At 54.3% G+C, this 16,818-nt stretch carries 12 protein-coding genes; 4 read left to right on the plus strand and 8 right to left on the minus strand.

Annotation, left to right across the window (positions count from 1 at the left end):
• Position 1: 1 nt before the first annotated feature.
• Both rpoC and rpoB read right to left on the minus strand, forming a co-directional pair.
• Positions 2 to 4,024 (minus strand): DNA-directed RNA polymerase subunit beta', encoded by a 4,023-nt coding sequence (rpoC, locus tag HYW18_02415; GenBank protein MBI2484976.1) that lies wholly within the window; start codon positions 4,022 to 4,024, stop codon positions 2 to 4.
• Between the two features lie 4 nt (positions 4,025 to 4,028).
• Entirely contained in the window at positions 4,029 to 7,265 is a 3,237-nt protein-coding gene (gene rpoB, locus HYW18_02420) for a DNA-directed RNA polymerase subunit beta (protein MBI2484977.1), read from the minus strand.
• A 437-nt stretch (positions 7,266 to 7,702) separates the two neighbouring features.
• On the opposite strand from rpoB, the gene HYW18_02425 reads away from it, so the two are divergent.
• From HYW18_02425 to recA, 3 genes are all read left to right on the plus strand, one after another.
• Positions 7,703 to 9,976: a DNA translocase FtsK 4TM domain-containing protein gene (locus HYW18_02425; protein MBI2484978.1), complete on the plus strand. Its 2,274-nt coding sequence runs from the start codon at positions 7,703 to 7,705 to the stop codon at positions 9,974 to 9,976.
• A complete protein-coding gene (locus tag HYW18_02430) occupies positions 9,951 to 10,646 on the plus strand; it encodes a helix-turn-helix domain-containing protein (protein MBI2484979.1) in 696 nt (231 codons plus the stop codon). The genes HYW18_02425 and HYW18_02430 overlap by 26 nt, the downstream gene beginning before the upstream one ends.
• Positions 10,647 to 10,754: 108 nt before the next feature.
• Positions 10,755 to 11,765, plus strand: coding sequence for a recombinase RecA (gene recA, locus HYW18_02435; protein ID MBI2484980.1), 1,011 nt, complete (start codon positions 10,755 to 10,757; stop codon positions 11,763 to 11,765).
• On the opposite strand, the gene efp is transcribed toward recA, so the two are convergent.
• From efp to rpsF, 5 genes are read right to left on the minus strand one after another with little or no spacing between them, the layout of a single operon-like run.
• Positions 11,762 to 12,328 (minus strand): elongation factor P, encoded by a 567-nt coding sequence (efp, locus tag HYW18_02440; GenBank protein MBI2484981.1) that lies wholly within the window; start codon positions 12,326 to 12,328, stop codon positions 11,762 to 11,764. The genes recA and efp overlap by 4 nt on opposite strands.
• Before the next feature lie 59 nt (positions 12,329 to 12,387).
• The gene (locus HYW18_02445) at positions 12,388 to 13,380 is read right to left on the minus strand and encodes an EF-P lysine aminoacylase GenX (protein MBI2484982.1); all 993 of its coding nucleotides are present in this window, start codon (positions 13,378 to 13,380) and stop codon (positions 12,388 to 12,390) included.
• Positions 13,381 to 13,382: 2 nt separating this feature from the next.
• Entirely contained in the window at positions 13,383 to 13,628 is a 246-nt protein-coding gene (locus tag HYW18_02450) for a 30S ribosomal protein S18 (protein MBI2484983.1), read from the minus strand.
• Positions 13,629 to 13,631: 3 nt separating this feature from the next.
• Complete coding sequence (locus HYW18_02455) at positions 13,632 to 14,084, minus strand: single-stranded DNA-binding protein (protein MBI2484984.1); 453 nt, start codon at positions 14,082 to 14,084, stop codon at positions 13,632 to 13,634.
• 1 nt (position 14,085) lies between these two features.
• A complete protein-coding gene (gene rpsF, locus HYW18_02460) occupies positions 14,086 to 14,586 on the minus strand; it encodes a 30S ribosomal protein S6 (GenBank protein MBI2484985.1) in 501 nt (166 codons plus the stop codon).
• Between the two features lie 116 nt (positions 14,587 to 14,702).
• On the opposite strand from rpsF, the gene HYW18_02465 reads away from it, so the two are divergent.
• On the plus strand, positions 14,703 to 15,824 hold the full coding sequence (locus HYW18_02465) for a hypothetical protein (protein MBI2484986.1): 1,122 nt from the start codon (positions 14,703 to 14,705) through the stop codon (positions 15,822 to 15,824).
• Positions 15,825 to 16,205: 381 nt separating this feature from the next.
• On the opposite strand, the gene HYW18_02470 is transcribed toward HYW18_02465, so the two are convergent.
• On the minus strand, positions 16,206 to 16,754 hold the full coding sequence (locus HYW18_02470; GenBank protein ID MBI2484987.1) for a hypothetical protein: 549 nt from the start codon (positions 16,752 to 16,754) through the stop codon (positions 16,206 to 16,208).
• Between the last annotated feature and the right edge of the window lie 64 nt (positions 16,755 to 16,818).

Consider the following 16,818-nt stretch of genomic DNA (forward strand, 5'->3'; position numbering starts at 1 on the left):
TCTACTCTTCCGCTGATCCTTTGACAGTGCCGGGCTCGATAATTATTTGCGATGTTGCAAGCTCCGCCTCCAGTGCAATTATGTCGGGTTTCCCTTCTTCTGAGGGTGCGGGCACGGCTTCCTCCACCTCTTCTTCCACTAGCTTGCCGCGGTCACGGAACCCTGTCCCAGCCGGAATCAACCGTCCGATGATCACGTTCTCTTTGAGTCCCTCCAACCGATCCACTTTCCCCGTCACGGCCGCGTTGATAAGCACCCGTGCCGTCTCTTGGAAGGATGCGGCCGAAAGCCATGACTCGGTGGAAAGCGAGACCTTCGTCACTCCGAGGAAAAGCGGCTCCACCACGGCCATCTCCTGACCCCCGTTCTCGGCCACCTCGTTTGCATCAAGATACGTCGCTCGCTCCACAATTTCGCCCGGCAGAAGATCCGTTCCTTTCGGGTCTCCCACACGGACGCGTGAGAACATCTGGCGAATAATGATTTCCACGTGCTTGTTGTTGAGCTTCTGTCCCTGCGAGGCGTAGATGTATTGAATCTCTTTGGAGAGATATTTCTGCACAGCCGCTTGCCCCTGGTGCTTAAAGAGAAGTTGTAGATCAAGTCCCCCGTCCGTAAGCGCATCTCCTGCCGCGACCTCGTCACCTTCCTTCACAAGAAGAGAGTATCCGGGCGGCACCAAATATTCACGCTCGTGCTCTGCTTCAAAGATGAGCGTCACCGAACCGCGTATCACCTTTGCCAAACCGGAGGCCTCTGCCTCGATTTGTTCCCCGCCGCTGCGTTCAATGATCACCTGGCCAGCCTTCACCTTATCGCCGTCCGCCACTTTCACTTTTGCGCCACGGCCCGCGGTGTACTTCTTTTCTCCCATGCCGTTAAAGTGTACGCGGACAATCTTCTGTCCGGCGCGAGGTTCGGCAGACGCTTTCGCTCCCGCCTGTATGTCTTTTTCGATACGTTCAATTGTCACCTTGCCGGATACTTCCGTCATGATGGCCTTACGCTTGGGGCTGCGCGCCTCAAACAGCTCTTCCACACGCGGAAGACCTTGCGTAATATCTTTCCCGGCCACACCTCCCGTATGGAAGGTGCGCATCGTGAGCTGTGTGCCAGGCTCGCCGATGGACTGTGCGGCCATGATACCTACGGCTGTCCCCAAATTGACGAGCTTGTTGTAGGCCAGATCGTACCCGTAACACTTCTGACAAATCCCGCGGCGTTCTCGGCAGGTCATAACCGAGCGCACGTGCGCTTCCTCGAGGTCTTTGCTGGCTCCCTCAAGCGCGCGTATATGATCTTCCGTAATCAGCTCCCCTGCAGCGACCAACACTTTTTTCCCGCCCGGGACTTTAACGGGGCTAAGAGCGATGCGCCCAAGAATGCGCACCAAAAGCGGCTCACCGATTTCATCCGATTCCACTTTCGTCAGGTGCACACCCTCAGTATCGCCACAGTCCTCGCGGCGTACCACAACATCTTGCGCCACATCCACAAGACGGCGCGTGAGATATCCGGCGTTTGCCGTCTTAAGCGCTGTGTCGGTCAACCCTTTGCGCGTTCCGTGACTTGAGATAAAGAATTCAAGCACGCCCATTCCTTCTTTAAAGGAAGACTTCACGGGTAGTTCGATAATTTCTCCCGACGGATTGGACACAAGCCCCTTCATGCCTACCATCTGCGTGAATTGCCCCCACTGACCGCGAGCACCGGAGTCAATCATGGTGTAGGCGGGATTGGCTTTAGGAAGGCTCTGCCGGGCAAGGTCTGCCACGCGATCTTTGATTTCGGTCCAGATTTTCACCACAGCCTCATGCCGCTCGTTGTGCGTCAACAGCCCTTGCGCATAATAATCTTCCACCTCGCGCACACGGCGGTCCCCCTCTTCGATCAGCTCCGTCTTTTCTTTGATGGTAGGAAGATACCCCATGCCCCACGAGTACCCAGACTTCGTAATATAGGCAAACCCCATTTCCTTGAGACTATCGAGAAGCTCCGCGGTGTTTTCGAATCCATGTCGTTCGATATTGTCACGAATGACAGCTGCCAATTCTTTCTTCGCAAGCGTTTTGTTTTGAAACGGCACTTCTGCGGGGAGCGCATCGTTAACAATCACGCGACCAATCGTTGTGGTAAGAAGCTCGCCGCTCGACGTACGCAGCCGAATCCACTGGCGCAACCCGATGTGTTTGGCCTGATAGGCGTAGACCGCTTCGGTTTTGTCTGCAAAAACAGGAAGGGTTTTTTCGTCGCCCGCATCTTCGGTAGACGACGTCATGTAGTAGATACCCCATACAACGTCCTTTCCTGGCGTGGCCACCGGCCCGCCAAAGGAAGGCTTCAAGAGATTGCGCGTAGAAAGCATGAGCTCGCGCGCCTCACGATTGGCCTCGGTCGTAAGCGGAACGTGCACCGCCATCTGGTCTCCGTCGAAGTCTGCATTGAAGGCATCACACACAAGCGGGTGAATCTGGATAGCCTTTCCTTCAATAAGGAGCGGCTTGAACGCTTGGATACCAAGACGGTGAAGTGTGGGTGCGCGGTTAAGAAGCACGTGCGCGTCGGCCACGACTTCCTCCAGAATGTCCCACACCTCCGGATGATCCGCCTCAATAAAGCGGTTAGCGCTGCGGATGTTGTGCACGTATTCGCGGGCAATGAGCTTGCTGATGACAAACGGTTTGAAGAGTTCGAGCGCCATGGTTTTCGGAATCCCGCATTGATGGAGTTTCAGATGCGGCCCCACCACAATGACGGAGCGGCCGGAATAGTCAATGCGTTTCCCAAGAAGATTTTGGCGGAAACGACCCTGTTTTCCTTTCAGGTTGTCGGCAAGCGACTTCAATTGGCGCTTGCGGCCGGTGGCGGCAATAACTGTTTTTGAGTGGCGTGCGCTGTTGTCAATGAGCGAATCCACCGCCTCCTGGAGCATGCGCTTTTCATTGCGCACGATGACTTCCGGCGCATGAAGTTCTCGCAGACGCTTCAGACGATTGTTGCGGTTGATGACACGGCGATACAGATCGTTCAAATCGCTCGTTGCAAAGCGTCCGCCGTCAAGCGGCACCATAGGGCGCAGATCCGGCGGCGTTACGGGAAGCGCATTCAAAATCATCCAACCGGGCTCAATGCCATTGATTTCAAGCGATCGGAGAAGTTTTAAGCGGCGCATCAGACGGTCCTTGCGCGCCGTCGAGGCATCGACAATTTCCCCTTCGAGCGCCTTGGCCGTTTCTTTCATGTTCACCCGAGACAAAAGCGACTGCACCGCTTCGGCTCCGATCCCCGCATCAAAGATATGCCCATACTTGAGCGACCAGTCTTGATAGGTTGTTTCGGAGATGAGTTTGAGCGGACGGAGTTCCTTGAGTTCGCGGTCCACTTTCAAGAAATCTTCTTCAAGCTCCTCCATCTTTGTATCGCGAATTTTCTCCAGGCTCTTCTGCTCGGCGGCAATTTTCTTCGTATCGTCGCCAAACTTCTCCTGCAATCGTTCCATGTCGCGCTTGAATTCGCCATCAATGATGCGTACCTTTGCTTTGTATTCGCTCTTCACTTGTTCTATCGTCTGTTCGCGCGCCTCTTCGTTCACTTCCAAGATGATGAACTGCGCAAAGTAGATCACTTTCTCAAGCTGCATGACCGACAGATCCAGCACCGTGCCGATTTTGCTCGGTAGTCCGCGCAAAAACCAGATGTGCGAGACGGGCGAGGCCAACTCGATATGACCCATGCGTTCGCGTCGGACAATGGAGTGGGTGACTTCCACCCCACACTTATCACAGACAATTCCCTTGTAGCGAATCTTCTTGTACTTGCCGCAGTAACACTCCCAATCTTTCGATGGTCCGAAAATCTCTTCGGCAAAGAGTCCGGAGCGCTCCGGCTTTTGCGTGCGGTAATTGATCGTCTCAGGTTTGCTCACCTCTCCATAAGACCACGAACGGATCGTTTGGGGTGAAGCCAGACGAAGGCGAATAGAGTCGAAGTCCGAGATTTTTAGCGTGTTTGCTCGTTGAAACATATGGTTAGGAAGCATCACGGACTTTACGTTCGTCCAATTCGACTTTGTTCCCCGCTTTCAAAAGCTCTACATCCATACAGAGACCTTTCAACTCGCGAATCAACACGTTGAAGGATTCCGGAATGTTGACTTTGCGAATCGCGTCCCCCTTGATGATGGACTCGTACGCCTTCGAGCGGCCAGGAACGTCATCGGATTTGATAGTGAGAATTTCTTGCAGCATGTGCGCCGCGCCATACGCCTCAAGCGCCCATACTTCCATTTCCCCAAAGCGCTGTCCGCCGAATTGCGCCTTCCCCCCAAGCGGTTGCTGCGTGATGAGGGAGTAAGGCCCGATGGAGCGTTGGTGGATTTTATCCTCGACCATGTGGGCCAGCTTCAAAATATACATGTACCCTACGGTCACTTCGTGGTCGAACGGTTCGCCGGTGCGACCGTCATGAAGCATCACCTGACCGCTACGGGCAAACCCGGCGCGTTCAAGCTCATCTTGCACCACGGTCTCGGGAATACCGTTCAATACCGGCGTCGTCACGGCGTATCCCAAACTGTTGGCGGCCAGCCCCAAGTGAAGTTCCAGAATCTGCCCCAAGTTCATACGCGACACAACGCCAAGCGGGGTCAAAATAACATCCACCGGCGTACCGTCGGGCAAGAATGGCATATCTTCCACCGGCACGATGCGCGAGACAACTCCTTTGTTGCCGTGGCGTCCAGCCACTTTGTCTCCCACTTGCAGCTTGCGGAGATCCGCCACGGAAACTTGAATAGACTTGATGACACCCGGCGAGAGCTTATCGCCTGCCTCGCGACTGAAGACGCGTACGGCCACCACTTTTCCATGCTCCCCATGTTCCAGATAGAGCGAGGAGTCACGCACATCGCGGGCTTTCTCGCCGAAAATTGCGCGAAGAAGTTTTTCTTCCGCCGACAACTCTGTCTCACCTTTAGGTGTGATCTTTCCCACCAGAATGTCGCCGGCTTTTACCTCGGCTCCTACACGTACGACCCCTTCCATGTCCAGGTTTTTCAGTTTTTCTTCCGACACGTTTGGAATATCTGCCGTCACAACTTCGGGACCAAGCTTCGTGTCACGCACATCCATCGTGTAGTGCTCAATATGAACAGACGTGTAGCGATCATCCTGCACCACGCGCTCAGACATGATCACGGCATCTTCATAGTTGAAGCCGTCCCACACCATAAACGCGACAAGCATGTTCTGTCCAAGCGCCAACTCCCCACGATCCACCGCGGCCGAGTCCGCCAGCACATCTCCCTTTTTCACCTTTTGTCCGGGCTCTACCATACAACGCTGATTGAGCGCCGTGGAATTGTTGGAACGGACGAACTTCACGAGCGGGTAGTTTCTGTGATCGCCCTTTTTATTTTTCACCGTAATAGCGTTCCCATCGGCAGCAAAAACTTCGCCATCTTCCTCGGCCACAAGCACGTGTCCTGAATCAATGGCTGCGCGGTGCTCAACGCCGGTTCCCACAATAGGCGCTTCCGGCTTCACCGTCGGCACTCCCTGGCGTTGCATGTTCGTTCCCATGAGCGCGCGCGTCGCGTCATCATGTTCCAAAAACGGAATGAGCGCCGTGCCGATGGAAACAATCTGGCGGGAGGAGACATCCATGTAGTTCACCTCGGTGCGATGCACGTTCTGTGGCTCGCCGAATTTGCGGCCGCTTGTGTACTCCGTCGCGATCATGCCATCGGGCAGGAGCGGCGTGGTCGCCGGCACCGTGATAGATTTTTCCTCTTTGAAGGCGTTGATGTACTCAATGTCATTGGTCACTTTGCCGTTCGCTACTTTGCGATACGGTGTTTCAATAAATCCGTATTCATTGATTCGCGCATAACTGGCAAGGTGTCCCACCAACCCGATGTTGGGACCCTCAGGGGTCGCAATGGGACAGATACGGCCATAATGAGTGGGGTGCACGTCGCGTACTTCAAATCCGGCGCGTTCGCGTGAGAGACCGCCCGGTCCCATCGCTGAGAGGCGGCGTTTGTGCTCAAGTTCAGCCAACGGATTAGCTTGGTCCATGAACTGGGAAAGCTGGGAAGACATGAAAAACTCGCGTACGGCTCCAATGACTGGACGCGCGTTCACCAAACGTCCGGGCGTGATGGTGTCGATGTCTTGCGTGGACATGCGGTCACGGATGATGCGCTCCATGCGCGCCAACCCCACGCGGAAACGCCCTTGTAGAAGCTCGCCTACCGCACGCACGCGGCGGTTACCCAAGTGGTCCACGTCGTCGGGTTCTCCCTGCGTAATATTAAGACGAATGATCTCGGAAACAATCAGACGGAGATCTTCCTTCGAGAGAATACGGTTCTCCTCTTTCCCCACAATCTCTTCATTCACTTCAAGTCCGAAACGAATGTTGAACTTGTACCGCCCCACTTTGTGCAAATCATAGCGGTCAAAGTTGAAGAACATGGCGTGAATGAGTGACTTCGCATTTTCCGCGGTTGCCAAATCGCCCGGACGAATACGTTTGTACACCTCTTTCAACCCTTCTTCCTCGTTCTTTGCCGCGTCCTTCGCAATGGTGGATTCAAGATAACGATTCGTGGGGTGTGTGTCGACATCTTTGAACATGGCCAGAAGTTCCTCGTCGGCCGAAATGCCAAACGCGCGCAGAAGCGAGGTCACGGGGACTTTGCGTTTGCGGTCGATTTTTACCCAAATGACGTTCTTCGGGTCTGTCTCAAATTCCAGCCATGCCCCACGGTTTGGAATAATTTTCGCCCCGTAGTATCGGCGGCCACGGTAGACATCCGCAGTGAAGAATGCCCCGGCCGAACGCACAAGCTGGGAAACAACCACGCGCTCAACGCCATTGATGACAAATGTCCCGCGCGGCGTCATAAGCGGCAGGTCGCCCAAATAAATTTCCTGTTCCTTCGTGGTATTGAGACGTTTGTTGACGAGCTTGGTTTTCACGCGCAGCGGCGCCTCAAATGTAATATTTTTTTCTCGCGAAGTGACCTCGTCAAACTTCGGCTCATCCAAATAATAATCATCAAACGTGAGTTCCAGATCGCGCCCAATAAAGTCGCGGATCGGGTTAATCTCGTCGAAAAGTTCGCGAATACCTTCCTTCAAAAACCACGCGTACGAATCGCGTTGGACTTCGACCAAGTCCGGAAGGTCGGTGACGTCGCCAAGCGGCACAAATTGTTTGCGCTCGCGCACGGCAGGGGGCTGGCGCTTGTAATGCACCATAGGGTGGGGAGTGATAGGGCGAGAGCCTCGCAAAACAAAAGATCTACCAATGTATGTAGGTAGTTCTTCTTGCTTTACAAAAGCGCGATCTCGCGCATGTGCACCTTAATTAATTTGACAAAACTTAGGTGCAGACCCGGTTGACCGACCAGCCAAAAACGGGGAAAGCGCCCGGAATGTATCACGAGAGCGAAAGGACGTCAAGCAAGGCGGTACCAGGTACAAAAGACTCCTTCTTGGGGCAGTGTCAGCCATCAACCGTCAGAATAATTCGACCTCCAGGAGGAGAGAGATTTCGCTCGACCGAAGCCAAGCGTCCGGAAGCACAAATCACTTCGACAGGAATCGCGACACTGCCCAAAGCAGGAGTCCGTGGAAAAGGGTACTGGGGAAAACGCTCCTCGTCAAGCCTCGCATATGCTAAAATAGCTTCGTGTATGGGACGTAGGCGCTACCGTCGGAGAGTGCACATCAATCCAGAAGCCGCACGCGGCATTCTTGTTTTATTTTTCGCCGCTCTTGCCGGCCTTCTTCTGCTCTCTATGGCAGACCTCGCCGGTGCCGTTGGCCGGTTTATCCAATCCTACGCTTCTCTCCTTTTCGGGTGGGACTACATCTTCATCCCGTTTGTCTTCCTTCTCCTTTGTACAGCGGCCCTCTATCCTGATCGCCGTTATCTCACCGCGTTTCGTGTCATCGGCCTCATCCTGTTCTTTCTCTCCTTCAATGCCCTCGTTCACCTTCTGTGGGTGAAGAGCCCATCCCCCACGCAAGACATGCTCCGCGAGGCCGGCGGGGTGGTTGGCGTGTTGTTTGGCCGTATTTTTGAAAATCTCCTGGGGTATTGGGGGTCGCTGCTTGTTCTCATTCTCCTTACGCTTGTCGCGGCACTTCTCATCTTCAATGCCTCGCTTCGTCAAGTTGTAGACGCGCACGCGCGGCTTCTGCGTCCGCTCCGCGCCCTCGTGCGCCGGCCAAGTTTCCGTTCGCGTGAGGAGCCGGGAGAGTTCAACGAAGATGAGAATTTTGAAGAAGATATTGTGGAGGATATTCCCGAGGAGACCGACACGGGCGGGGACGACGAAATCAAAACGGCAAAGGCTCCAAGTCGGGCGAAAGAAATTTCCGCCTTGAAGGAGCAGCCGCTCACCACCCGCGTCCAACGCAAGATTGAAATTCCTTTGGACCTTCTTGAACACCGCAATGCAAAAGCGATGTCGGGGGACATCGAGCACAATAAAGAAGTCGTGCAGAGCACCTTCCGCGAATTTGGGATTGACGTAGAGATGAGCGAGGTCTCCGTAGGACCGACCGTGACGCAATACACTCTGCGTCCGCCGCGTGGAGTAAAGCTCACGCGTATTCTTTCACTCCAAAATGACCTTGCTCTGGCACTCGCGGCCCACCCTATCCGCATTGAGGCTCCCATCCCAGGAAAGTCCCTGGTGGGTATTGAGGTTCCCAATCAAACCGTCGCCACGGTAAGTTTGCGTGCTCTTCTTGAATCGAAAGAATTTTTGAAAGCTCCCTCGAAACTGGCATTCGCTCTTGGACGCGATGTAGCGGGCGAGGCGTGGGTGACCCAGCTCGACCGCATGCCGCATTTACTCGTTGCCGGCGCCACCGGAAGCGGGAAATCGGTCTGTCTCAATGCCATCATCGTGAGTCTCCTGTACGCAAACGGGCCCGATGAACTGAAGCTCATCATGATTGACCCCAAGCGTGTAGAGCTCACCGCCTATGAAGGCACGCCGCATCTTCTGGTACCCCCCATCACGAAAGTGGATGACGCGGTCAACGCGCTTAAGTGGACGATTCGTGAGATGGAGCGGCGGCTGGATGTACTTTCGAAATTCGGGGCAAAGGACATTAAGGGCTTTAACAGCCGCTCACAAGAAAAGATGCCCTATATTATCGTGATAATCGATGAGTTGGCCGATCTTATGATGTCTTCGGGGCGCGAGGTGGAGGCAAGTATTGTGCGCATTGCACAGCTGGCGCGTGCGACAGGCATTCATCTCGTGATTGCCACACAGCGCCCGTCCGTGGATGTCATTACCGGCATCATCAAGGCTAATTTCCCTGGCCGCATTGCGTTTGCCGTCGCTTCACAAACTGACTCGCGCACTATTCTCGACATGGCCGGCGCCGAAAAACTCCTCGGCCGCGGCGACATGCTTTTTACGACAGCCGAGCTCTCCAAACCTAAACGGTTGCAAGGAGCATTCGTGTCGGAAAAGGAGATTGAGCGTGTCGTGGATTTCTTGAAACATAACGGCACGCCCGACTACAACTATTCCATTACGGAGCGCGCGCGAAGCGCCACGCTTTTTGACGGTACCGACGAAGACGACGAGTTGCTCGACGAAGCAATCCACTATATGATTTCGGCAGGCAAGGCCTCCACGTCCATGCTCCAGCGTCGGCTAAAAATCGGGTATTCCCGCGCGGCACGTATTATGGATATTCTGGAGGAAAAGGGTATCATCGGGCCACAGGACGGAGCCAAGCCGCGCGAAGTTTTGGTGGAGAGTTGGCCCCCAGAAAATGTGGGGGACACCGTGACAACACAAGAGAGAGAATTTGCCGAAGCGGGATTAGAGCCAGAGATCCTCAACGAGGCAACAGAAGCGTCTTCCGGCAAGAGTGTAGAAGAAGATGACGAGGAAGAAAAACAAGACACGTATGAGTTTCGTGGTCCGACCACTTGAGAGGGAGCAGGGGCTTGGAGAGAAACTCCACGCTATGCGTTCGCGTTTGGCGATCTCTCTTGAGATGGCCGAGGCAGCGACGAAAATCCGCGCATCATATTTACGCGCTATCGAGGAGGGCGCCTGGCACAAGCTGCCCCCCTCCGTGTACGTGCGCAACTACTTGAAGAAATATGTGCAGTATCTGGGTGGCGACCCAGTATATTTTCTCTCGCGTTTTGAAAGCGAGTGCCGTTCATGTGATTTTCTGGCGCACGCCCGGCTGCCGCGTCAAAAAGTGCGGCGCGGGCGGTTCTTGGTAAGCTCTCGCGTACTCGCTACGGCAGGACTCTGCCTTCTCTTCCTCTCTCTTATGGGGTATCTCGGCTGGCAGATTTACGGGATTGTGGAGCCGCCAGCGCTTACCGTCTTTACTCCCGCAGATGGGACGAGCACAACGGAGCCAAAATTGGATGTATCGGGCGTGGTAGACGGCGAAGCGAGCGTCTTTGTGAATGGAAGCTCCGTATTGCCCACGCCAAACGGAAGTTTTTCCACAACCGTCACGCTCGAACGCGGGTACAACCTTATCACCATCGAAAGTAAGCGTCGCCACTCCCGCCCATTCGTCATCCACCGTCGCGTTTTGTTCGGTCGCCCGCAAACATGGTATACTGTCGGCGCACGGTGACAGAAAAAAGGAGGAGCTACCTTCTTTTTCTTTTTCCCTGTCAGCTTGTGGAAACATTTTTATTGTATTTCTCAGAAGAAAGACGTAGGCTCAAAACAACCATCCTCTATGTCAACCAAGACGTCCGATTTGCGCGCCAAAGCCGCGCTCGAAGCTATTTCGCAGATTAAGCAACGCTACGGCGATGGCGCCATCATGCGCCTTGGCGAGGCAAAGACCGTAGATATTGATGCGGTCAGCACCGGGTGCTTAAGTATTGACCTGGCGCTTGGTGTGCATGGCGTACCGCGCGGACGTATTATTGAAATCTACGGGCCAGAGTCCAGTGGGAAAACGACGCTCGCCCAGCATATCGTTGCAGAAATCCAAAAGATCGGCGGTGTCGCCGCCTATGTGGATGCCGAGCACGCGCTTGATCCAGAATATGCCAAACGCATCGGCGTTAATATTGACGAGCTATTTATCAGCCAGCCCGATCACGGAGAGCAGGCCCTCGAGATTGTGGAAACCCTCGTGCGCTCAAACGCGGTAGATGTCGTCGTGATTGATTCTGTCGCAGCCCTTACGCCTAAATCCGAGATCGAGGGCGAGATGGGAGACCAACACATGGGTTTGCAGGCCCGGCTTATGAGCCAGGCTCTGCGCAAACTCACGGCGATCATTGCCAAGTCAAATACCACCGTCGTCTTTATCAACCAGATTCGCCATAAGATCGGCGTCTTCTTTGGCAATCCAGAAACAACCCCCGGCGGAAACGCGCTTAAATTTTATGCGTCCGTACGCGTAGAAGTCCGCCGCGCGGCACAGATCAAACAAGGAGACGCAATCGTGGGAAACCGTGTAAAACTCAAGGTTGTCAAAAATAAAGTTGCGCCGCCGTTCCGCCAATGTGAGTTCGATATTATGTACAATGAAGGCATCTCTGTGGCAGGAGACCTTCTCGATCTTGGAACAGCCGTAGAGACAATTGCGAAGTCAGGAAACAGTTACACATTTGGCGAGGAAAAGCTCGGGGTGGGGAGAGAAAATGCAAAACAATTCCTGAAGGAGCACCCCGAACTCATGCTGGCCATTCGTCTGGCTGTTATCGAAAAGTCCAAAGATGTTCCGACCGTTTAGGCGTTGACCCGCTCGGCGTATTCACCTGTTTCCGTGTTCACGAGAACCCGCTCCCCTTCTTTGATAAAAACCGGGGCTTGAATTTTGAGACCGTTATCAAGTTCAACCTCCTTTGTGACATTCCCTGAGGCCGTATCCCCCTTCACTGCCGGAGGAGCTGTCTTTACTGTGTACTCGACTTTCTTTGGAAGCGTCACTGTGAGCGGTATCCCTTCATGCATTGCTACCGTGACTTCTAGCCCCTCCTTCAAATACGGTGCCGTCTCTTCAATATTTTCTTTGTTGATCTCTACTTGTTCGTAGGTCTTTCCATCCATGAACGTATACATTGTTCCGTCATTATAGAGATACTGCATTTTCAAATAGCTCACATCCTCAAACTCCAGTGTTTCGGCAGACTTGAACGAGACTTCCACCACCTTCCCCGTCTGAATGTTCTTCATGCGCGTACGCACAAACGAACTCCCCTTTCCGGGGGAGACGCGCTGAAAGGAAACAACGACCCATAAGCCGCCTTCACGGCGAACGACGGTACCGTTGCGAATATCATTTGGACTGGACATAAGAGAGGGAAATAGGGGTTGCAAAGTTGCAGGGCGAAGAAGCCACAACGGAACAGAATCTACGCAGGAAAGATGTCGGTGTGAGGCAGGACGTGGACGTCATCCAGGCGCGGTTTTTTAAGAAGCGCCATAAGGAGGCGGTCCACCCCAAGCCCATTGCCAAATGTAGGTTGGCGCAGCGATGGTAGCAGTGCTAACAACTCTTCGTCAATGGGAAAAACGCTTTTTCCCGCGCGTTCCCTTTCTTGCCTCTCCCGCTCAAATCGCGCGCGTTGCACCACAGCATCCGTAAGCTCCGTGAAAGCATTACATAATTCAAGGCGCCCGCAAAATACTTCGAAACGCTCGGCATAATAGCCGTCCAAAGTAGGGGCCGCAAGCGCCGCTTGCGGGGTGGGGTACTCATAGAGAACAAGCACTTCATCCTCCGGAAGAGTGTTCTCTATGCGGGAGACATACATCCGATAAAACACGTCCGACCATGAGTCGTCTTCCGTTGTGTGGATCCCAAGAGTGTGCGCGGCATCATGGAGCTCACGCAGCGAAAGTCTCCCGACATCTACTATCCCGACGTGTCGCTCAAACATCTCTTTTATTTTGACGCGACGCCAGGGACGGAGAAGCGGGTGATCCTTCACGCCAAGAGCCTCCGCCACCGCATGCACAAGCTCTTCCGTCTGATCCATTCCTGCAAGATACTCCATGCCCCCTTCGTACCACTCCACCATGGTGAATTCCGTTGCGTGCGTGGCATTCCATACTTCCTCGTCACGAAAGACTTTGCCGAGATAAAAAATCTTGTCCATGCCGGCCCCGAGCAATTTTTTCATGCTGTACTCCGGAGACGTTAAACAGGCGGCACGACGATCCGGTTCCCCGGGGCAGTGCAAGGTAACCTCAAGGGGAGTAAGCGAGGGGTCAGAGTCCGGAGAACGGAGCAATAGTGGCGCTTCGATCTCTATATACCCGCGCACAGCAAAAAAGGAACGGATGGCGGACAACGCCGCCATCCTCTGCCTCGCGATCGTACAGAGCGAGGCCGCATCCTTCATAGTTACTCGGCAACAAAGGGAAGAAGCGCCATGATGCGCGCCTGCTTGATGCTTCCGGAAAGTTTGCGCTGATGAAACGTACACACACCGCTGCGCTTACGCGAGACGATCTTTCCGTACGAAGAGATGTAGCGTTGGAGCAGCTTGCTGTTCTTGAAATCAATGACAAGAGATTGGTTCGCGCAAAAAGCACAGTGCTTTGCGCGCGTAAGTTTCTGTTTTGCGGATGATTTGGACTTGGTTTGCATACGTTAGAAAGGAATATCTTCAAGACGGATTTCCTCTTCAGCCGGCGGTTGCGCCATCGGAGGAACAGGTGACCCCATGGCAGGCGCGCTAAATTCAGCCGGGGGCCCGCCCGGCGCGCCGCCGCGATCGAGCATAATCATGTTTTCTGCGATCACTTCTGTGGTGCGACGTTTCTGTCCATCTTGGCCTTCCCACTCGCGCGTCTGCATGCGACCCTCAATAAAAATTTTCTTGCCCTTGCGCAAATACTGTCCGCAAATCTCCCCAAGCTTCCCCCACGCAACGATGTTGTGGAACTCTGCCTGTTCTTGTTTTTGCCCGGAAGCATCTTTCCAGCTGCGATTCGTCGCAATACCAAACGAGCACACGCTTTGCCCGCCGCCGGTTTGGCGTAGTTCGGGGTCGCGCGTGAGATTGCCGATGAGGAGCACTTTGTTAAGCGAGCCAGTAGCCATATTAGAGATTTTCAAGCGTTGAATCTTCCAAAATCTCATCGAGCTTTTTGTCGAGTTCCTCGGCGGTAAGCGATTCCGCAGCTGCTACGGGTGCCGCAGCAATGACAGGAGCGCTTGCGGGAGGAGTCGGGCGGCGGCGCAAAATCGAAGGGGCCCCTGTTTCAGAGAGCGGATACACATACGACGCCATCTCAAACGCCATGCCCGCTTCGGCAGGTGTGCGACGTGTAATACAATGGCGCAAAACTTTCTCCCCCCACTCCAAACGGAGCGTGCGGTCGATTTTCTTCACGGCTTCGGCAGGGATCGTTGCCTGCAGGAGCACATAGGTTCCGTGCTTTTGGCGGCGAATGGGATACGCGAGGGTAAGCTTTCCCACTTTTTCATGGCGGGAAATTTCCCCACCGGCGTCTTTCACAAGAGCGGCAAGATTTTCCATGATGCCGTCCACTTCCGTATCGGTAAACGCGGAAGAAATAATGTAGAGAAACTCGTAGATCATAAGCGCATTGGTCCTCCGAAGCTTTCGCGCAGGAGGACACCCCGCAAGAACGAGGTATGGACAATGAATTAATGCCGGCACACTAACGATTTTTGGCAGAAACGTCAAGGAGCGGTATGATCGTGGCAATTATGCACATGGTTATTGCAGGAAATCATCCTGAACTCACAAAGGCAGAGCTCCTCTCCCTTGACCCAAGAGCAAAGATGCACGCGGAAGAAAACGGCGTTTTTTTTGTGGAATTTCATGCTCCGCCCGCAGAGATATTTCAGAAAACAGGTGGAGTCATTAAAGCGGCCGAGTGGTTTCTCGATGTTCCCACATTCGATGAAGAGACTCTGGCCGCCATCCTTACAGAAACGCTCCCGAACCGTAAAGGACGCGTAAGTTTCGGTATATCCGCCTATGGGCATACGGGGGGAGATGTAAAAAAACTCGGCATGCAGGTGAAACGTCTTGCGCAAGAACGCGGCATGTCGTGTCGTTTTGTGGTAGACCGTTCTCCTGCTCTCGGCGCCGCAACTATTTTAAAAAATCACCTCCTCGAGGAGGGGGCAGAGTTTGTCCTTGTACAGAAGGCAGCGGGAATGGCGATTGGCCAAACAGTGTTTATTCAGCCGATTGATGCCTGGAGTGTTCGTGACTACGGCCGGCCGTCACGTGACGCCCACGCCGGAATGCTTCCCCCAAAACTCGCGCGCATCATGGTGAACCTTGCAGGAAACAAAATGGAGCGGACGCTGTGGGATCCGTTTTGCGGATCTGGCACGGTCCTCACGGAAGCAGTCGTTCTTGGGTATACACATGTGTACGGAAGCGACATTAAGGAGGACGCCCTTGCAGCCACAGAGAAAAACCTGTCCTGGATAGAACAGCAAGCATCCGTGTCTTTTGAAGCACTCACATTCAAACACGATGCGCGGGATCCCCTACCTGCCGACATCCCGCAAATGTTCGATGCTATTGTGGCTGAAGGCACCTTGGGTCCCCCAGAGCGCAAAACAGCTGAGTCGTTTTCGAAAATTATTCAAGAACTTGAAGAATTTTATCGGGTGGTGATCCCCACGCTTGTTGGATCACTCGAAAGAAATGGCGTGCTGGTCCTCGCCGTGCCGTTTTTCCGATCACAGGGAGAAGAACATTTCCTCTCGCTTGGGACACTCTCAAAGGAGCGGTGGACATACGCGCGGCCCGATCAGCACGTGGGGAGAGAAATTTGGCGCATAAAAACGGAATGACGCCCTGGGGCGTCAAGAAGGGAGAAGGAACGAATGGATGAGGCTCCGGTCAGAGGAGATCATCGTCATTGGCGCGCATGGGGGAGGAGGAAGTTCTCGAAACTCTTACCTTGCTTTCCTCCAACCGGAGCCGTCCATCTGCCAATACTGCCGTTCGCTTCAGCTTCGGCACAGCTCTGCTTCGACAAGGGTCGTATGAGCACAGCACAGCGTCTGCGTGAGCGTCCCTCCGTGGCAGATAAGGAGGGAGGGACATGCGTCTCCTAGCGTAACTCAAAGAGCGGGGACTAATGACAGTAAATCAAGTCGCTGCTGCCGCGTCAAAGAAGTTATGCACAGAAATGACGAATCCCACCAGAGTGGTGGGAGAGAAAGGAACATTCACACAGGCGCGAGGCGGGCGAAGGTGTCCGGATGCAAACGATTGTATCTCACAAGAAGTTGGAGAAACTCCCGCGTCTCCGTAAGGGCACACACGGCAATGCCGGCACCCCGCAACTCCGCGACAGCTTCGGTGCTTGCCACAAGGGCGAGCACAATACCGAGGATGACCTCGCGCTGCCGACGGAGAATCGGCTGCGTGCTATCGAGCACGGGACAGAGCAAGAGTCCGCGGTCTCCGGGAACCGTATGCGCGCCGTGCAGAAAGACGGGGATCCCCCGCAGAGCCTCCGTGAGACCGTCAAGTAGGCCCTCGTCCTCCATGGGGAGGATCACCGTGTAGTTCCCGCCCGGTTCGTATCCGTCTTCCATGAGGGCTTCCCGTAACCGCTCGCCGATGTGCACAAGCGAACGCGCGGGCCAGGAAATTCCCCGACACGTAGGCGAGTCGAAGAGCACGGGGAACTCCCCCTCACGATCAACCTTGAGAATGCCCGTTTCGAAAAGACCGAGGAGGAGTTCCGTGTCCGCCGCCCTGAGCATGCGCATGAGTACCTCCGGCCTCATGCTACCGTCATTGACCGACCAGGGCAAATTCGATACTATCGCGACG

This window comes from Candidatus Uhrbacteria bacterium (genome assembly GCA_016187485.1).
Taxonomy (GTDB): Bacteria; Patescibacteriota; Patescibacteriia; order UBA9934; family UBA10169; genus JACPJO01.

Excerpts from the sequence above, each read along its gene's own strand:
- HYW18_02465 (MBI2484986.1), top strand. The coding sequence starts at position 14,703 with ATGATCGTGGCAATTATGCACATGGTTATTGCAGGAAATCATCCTGAA.
- HYW18_02445 (MBI2484982.1), bottom strand. The coding sequence starts at position 13,380 with ATGAAGGATGCGGCCTCGCTCTGTACGATCGCGAGGCAGAGGATGGCG.
- rpoC (MBI2484976.1), bottom strand. The coding sequence starts at position 4,024 with ATGTTTCAACGAGCAAACACGCTAAAAATCTCGGACTTCGACTCTATT.
- rpoB (MBI2484977.1), bottom strand. The coding sequence starts at position 7,265 with ATGGTGCATTACAAGCGCCAGCCCCCTGCCGTGCGCGAGCGCAAACAA.
- HYW18_02450 (MBI2484983.1), bottom strand. The coding sequence starts at position 13,628 with ATGCAAACCAAGTCCAAATCATCCGCAAAACAGAAACTTACGCGCGCA.
- recA (MBI2484980.1), top strand. The coding sequence starts at position 10,755 with ATGTCAACCAAGACGTCCGATTTGCGCGCCAAAGCCGCGCTCGAAGCT.
- HYW18_02470 (MBI2484987.1), bottom strand. The coding sequence starts at position 16,754 with ATGCGCATGCTCAGGGCGGCGGACACGGAACTCCTCCTCGGTCTTTTC.
- HYW18_02425 (MBI2484978.1), top strand. The coding sequence starts at position 7,703 with ATGGGACGTAGGCGCTACCGTCGGAGAGTGCACATCAATCCAGAAGCC.
- efp (MBI2484981.1), bottom strand. The coding sequence starts at position 12,328 with ATGTCCAGTCCAAATGATATTCGCAACGGTACCGTCGTTCGCCGTGAA.
- HYW18_02430 (MBI2484979.1), top strand. The coding sequence starts at position 9,951 with ATGAGTTTCGTGGTCCGACCACTTGAGAGGGAGCAGGGGCTTGGAGAG.
- rpsF (MBI2484985.1), bottom strand. The coding sequence starts at position 14,586 with ATGATCTACGAGTTTCTCTACATTATTTCTTCCGCGTTTACCGATACG.
- HYW18_02455 (MBI2484984.1), bottom strand. The coding sequence starts at position 14,084 with ATGGCTACTGGCTCGCTTAACAAAGTGCTCCTCATCGGCAATCTCACG.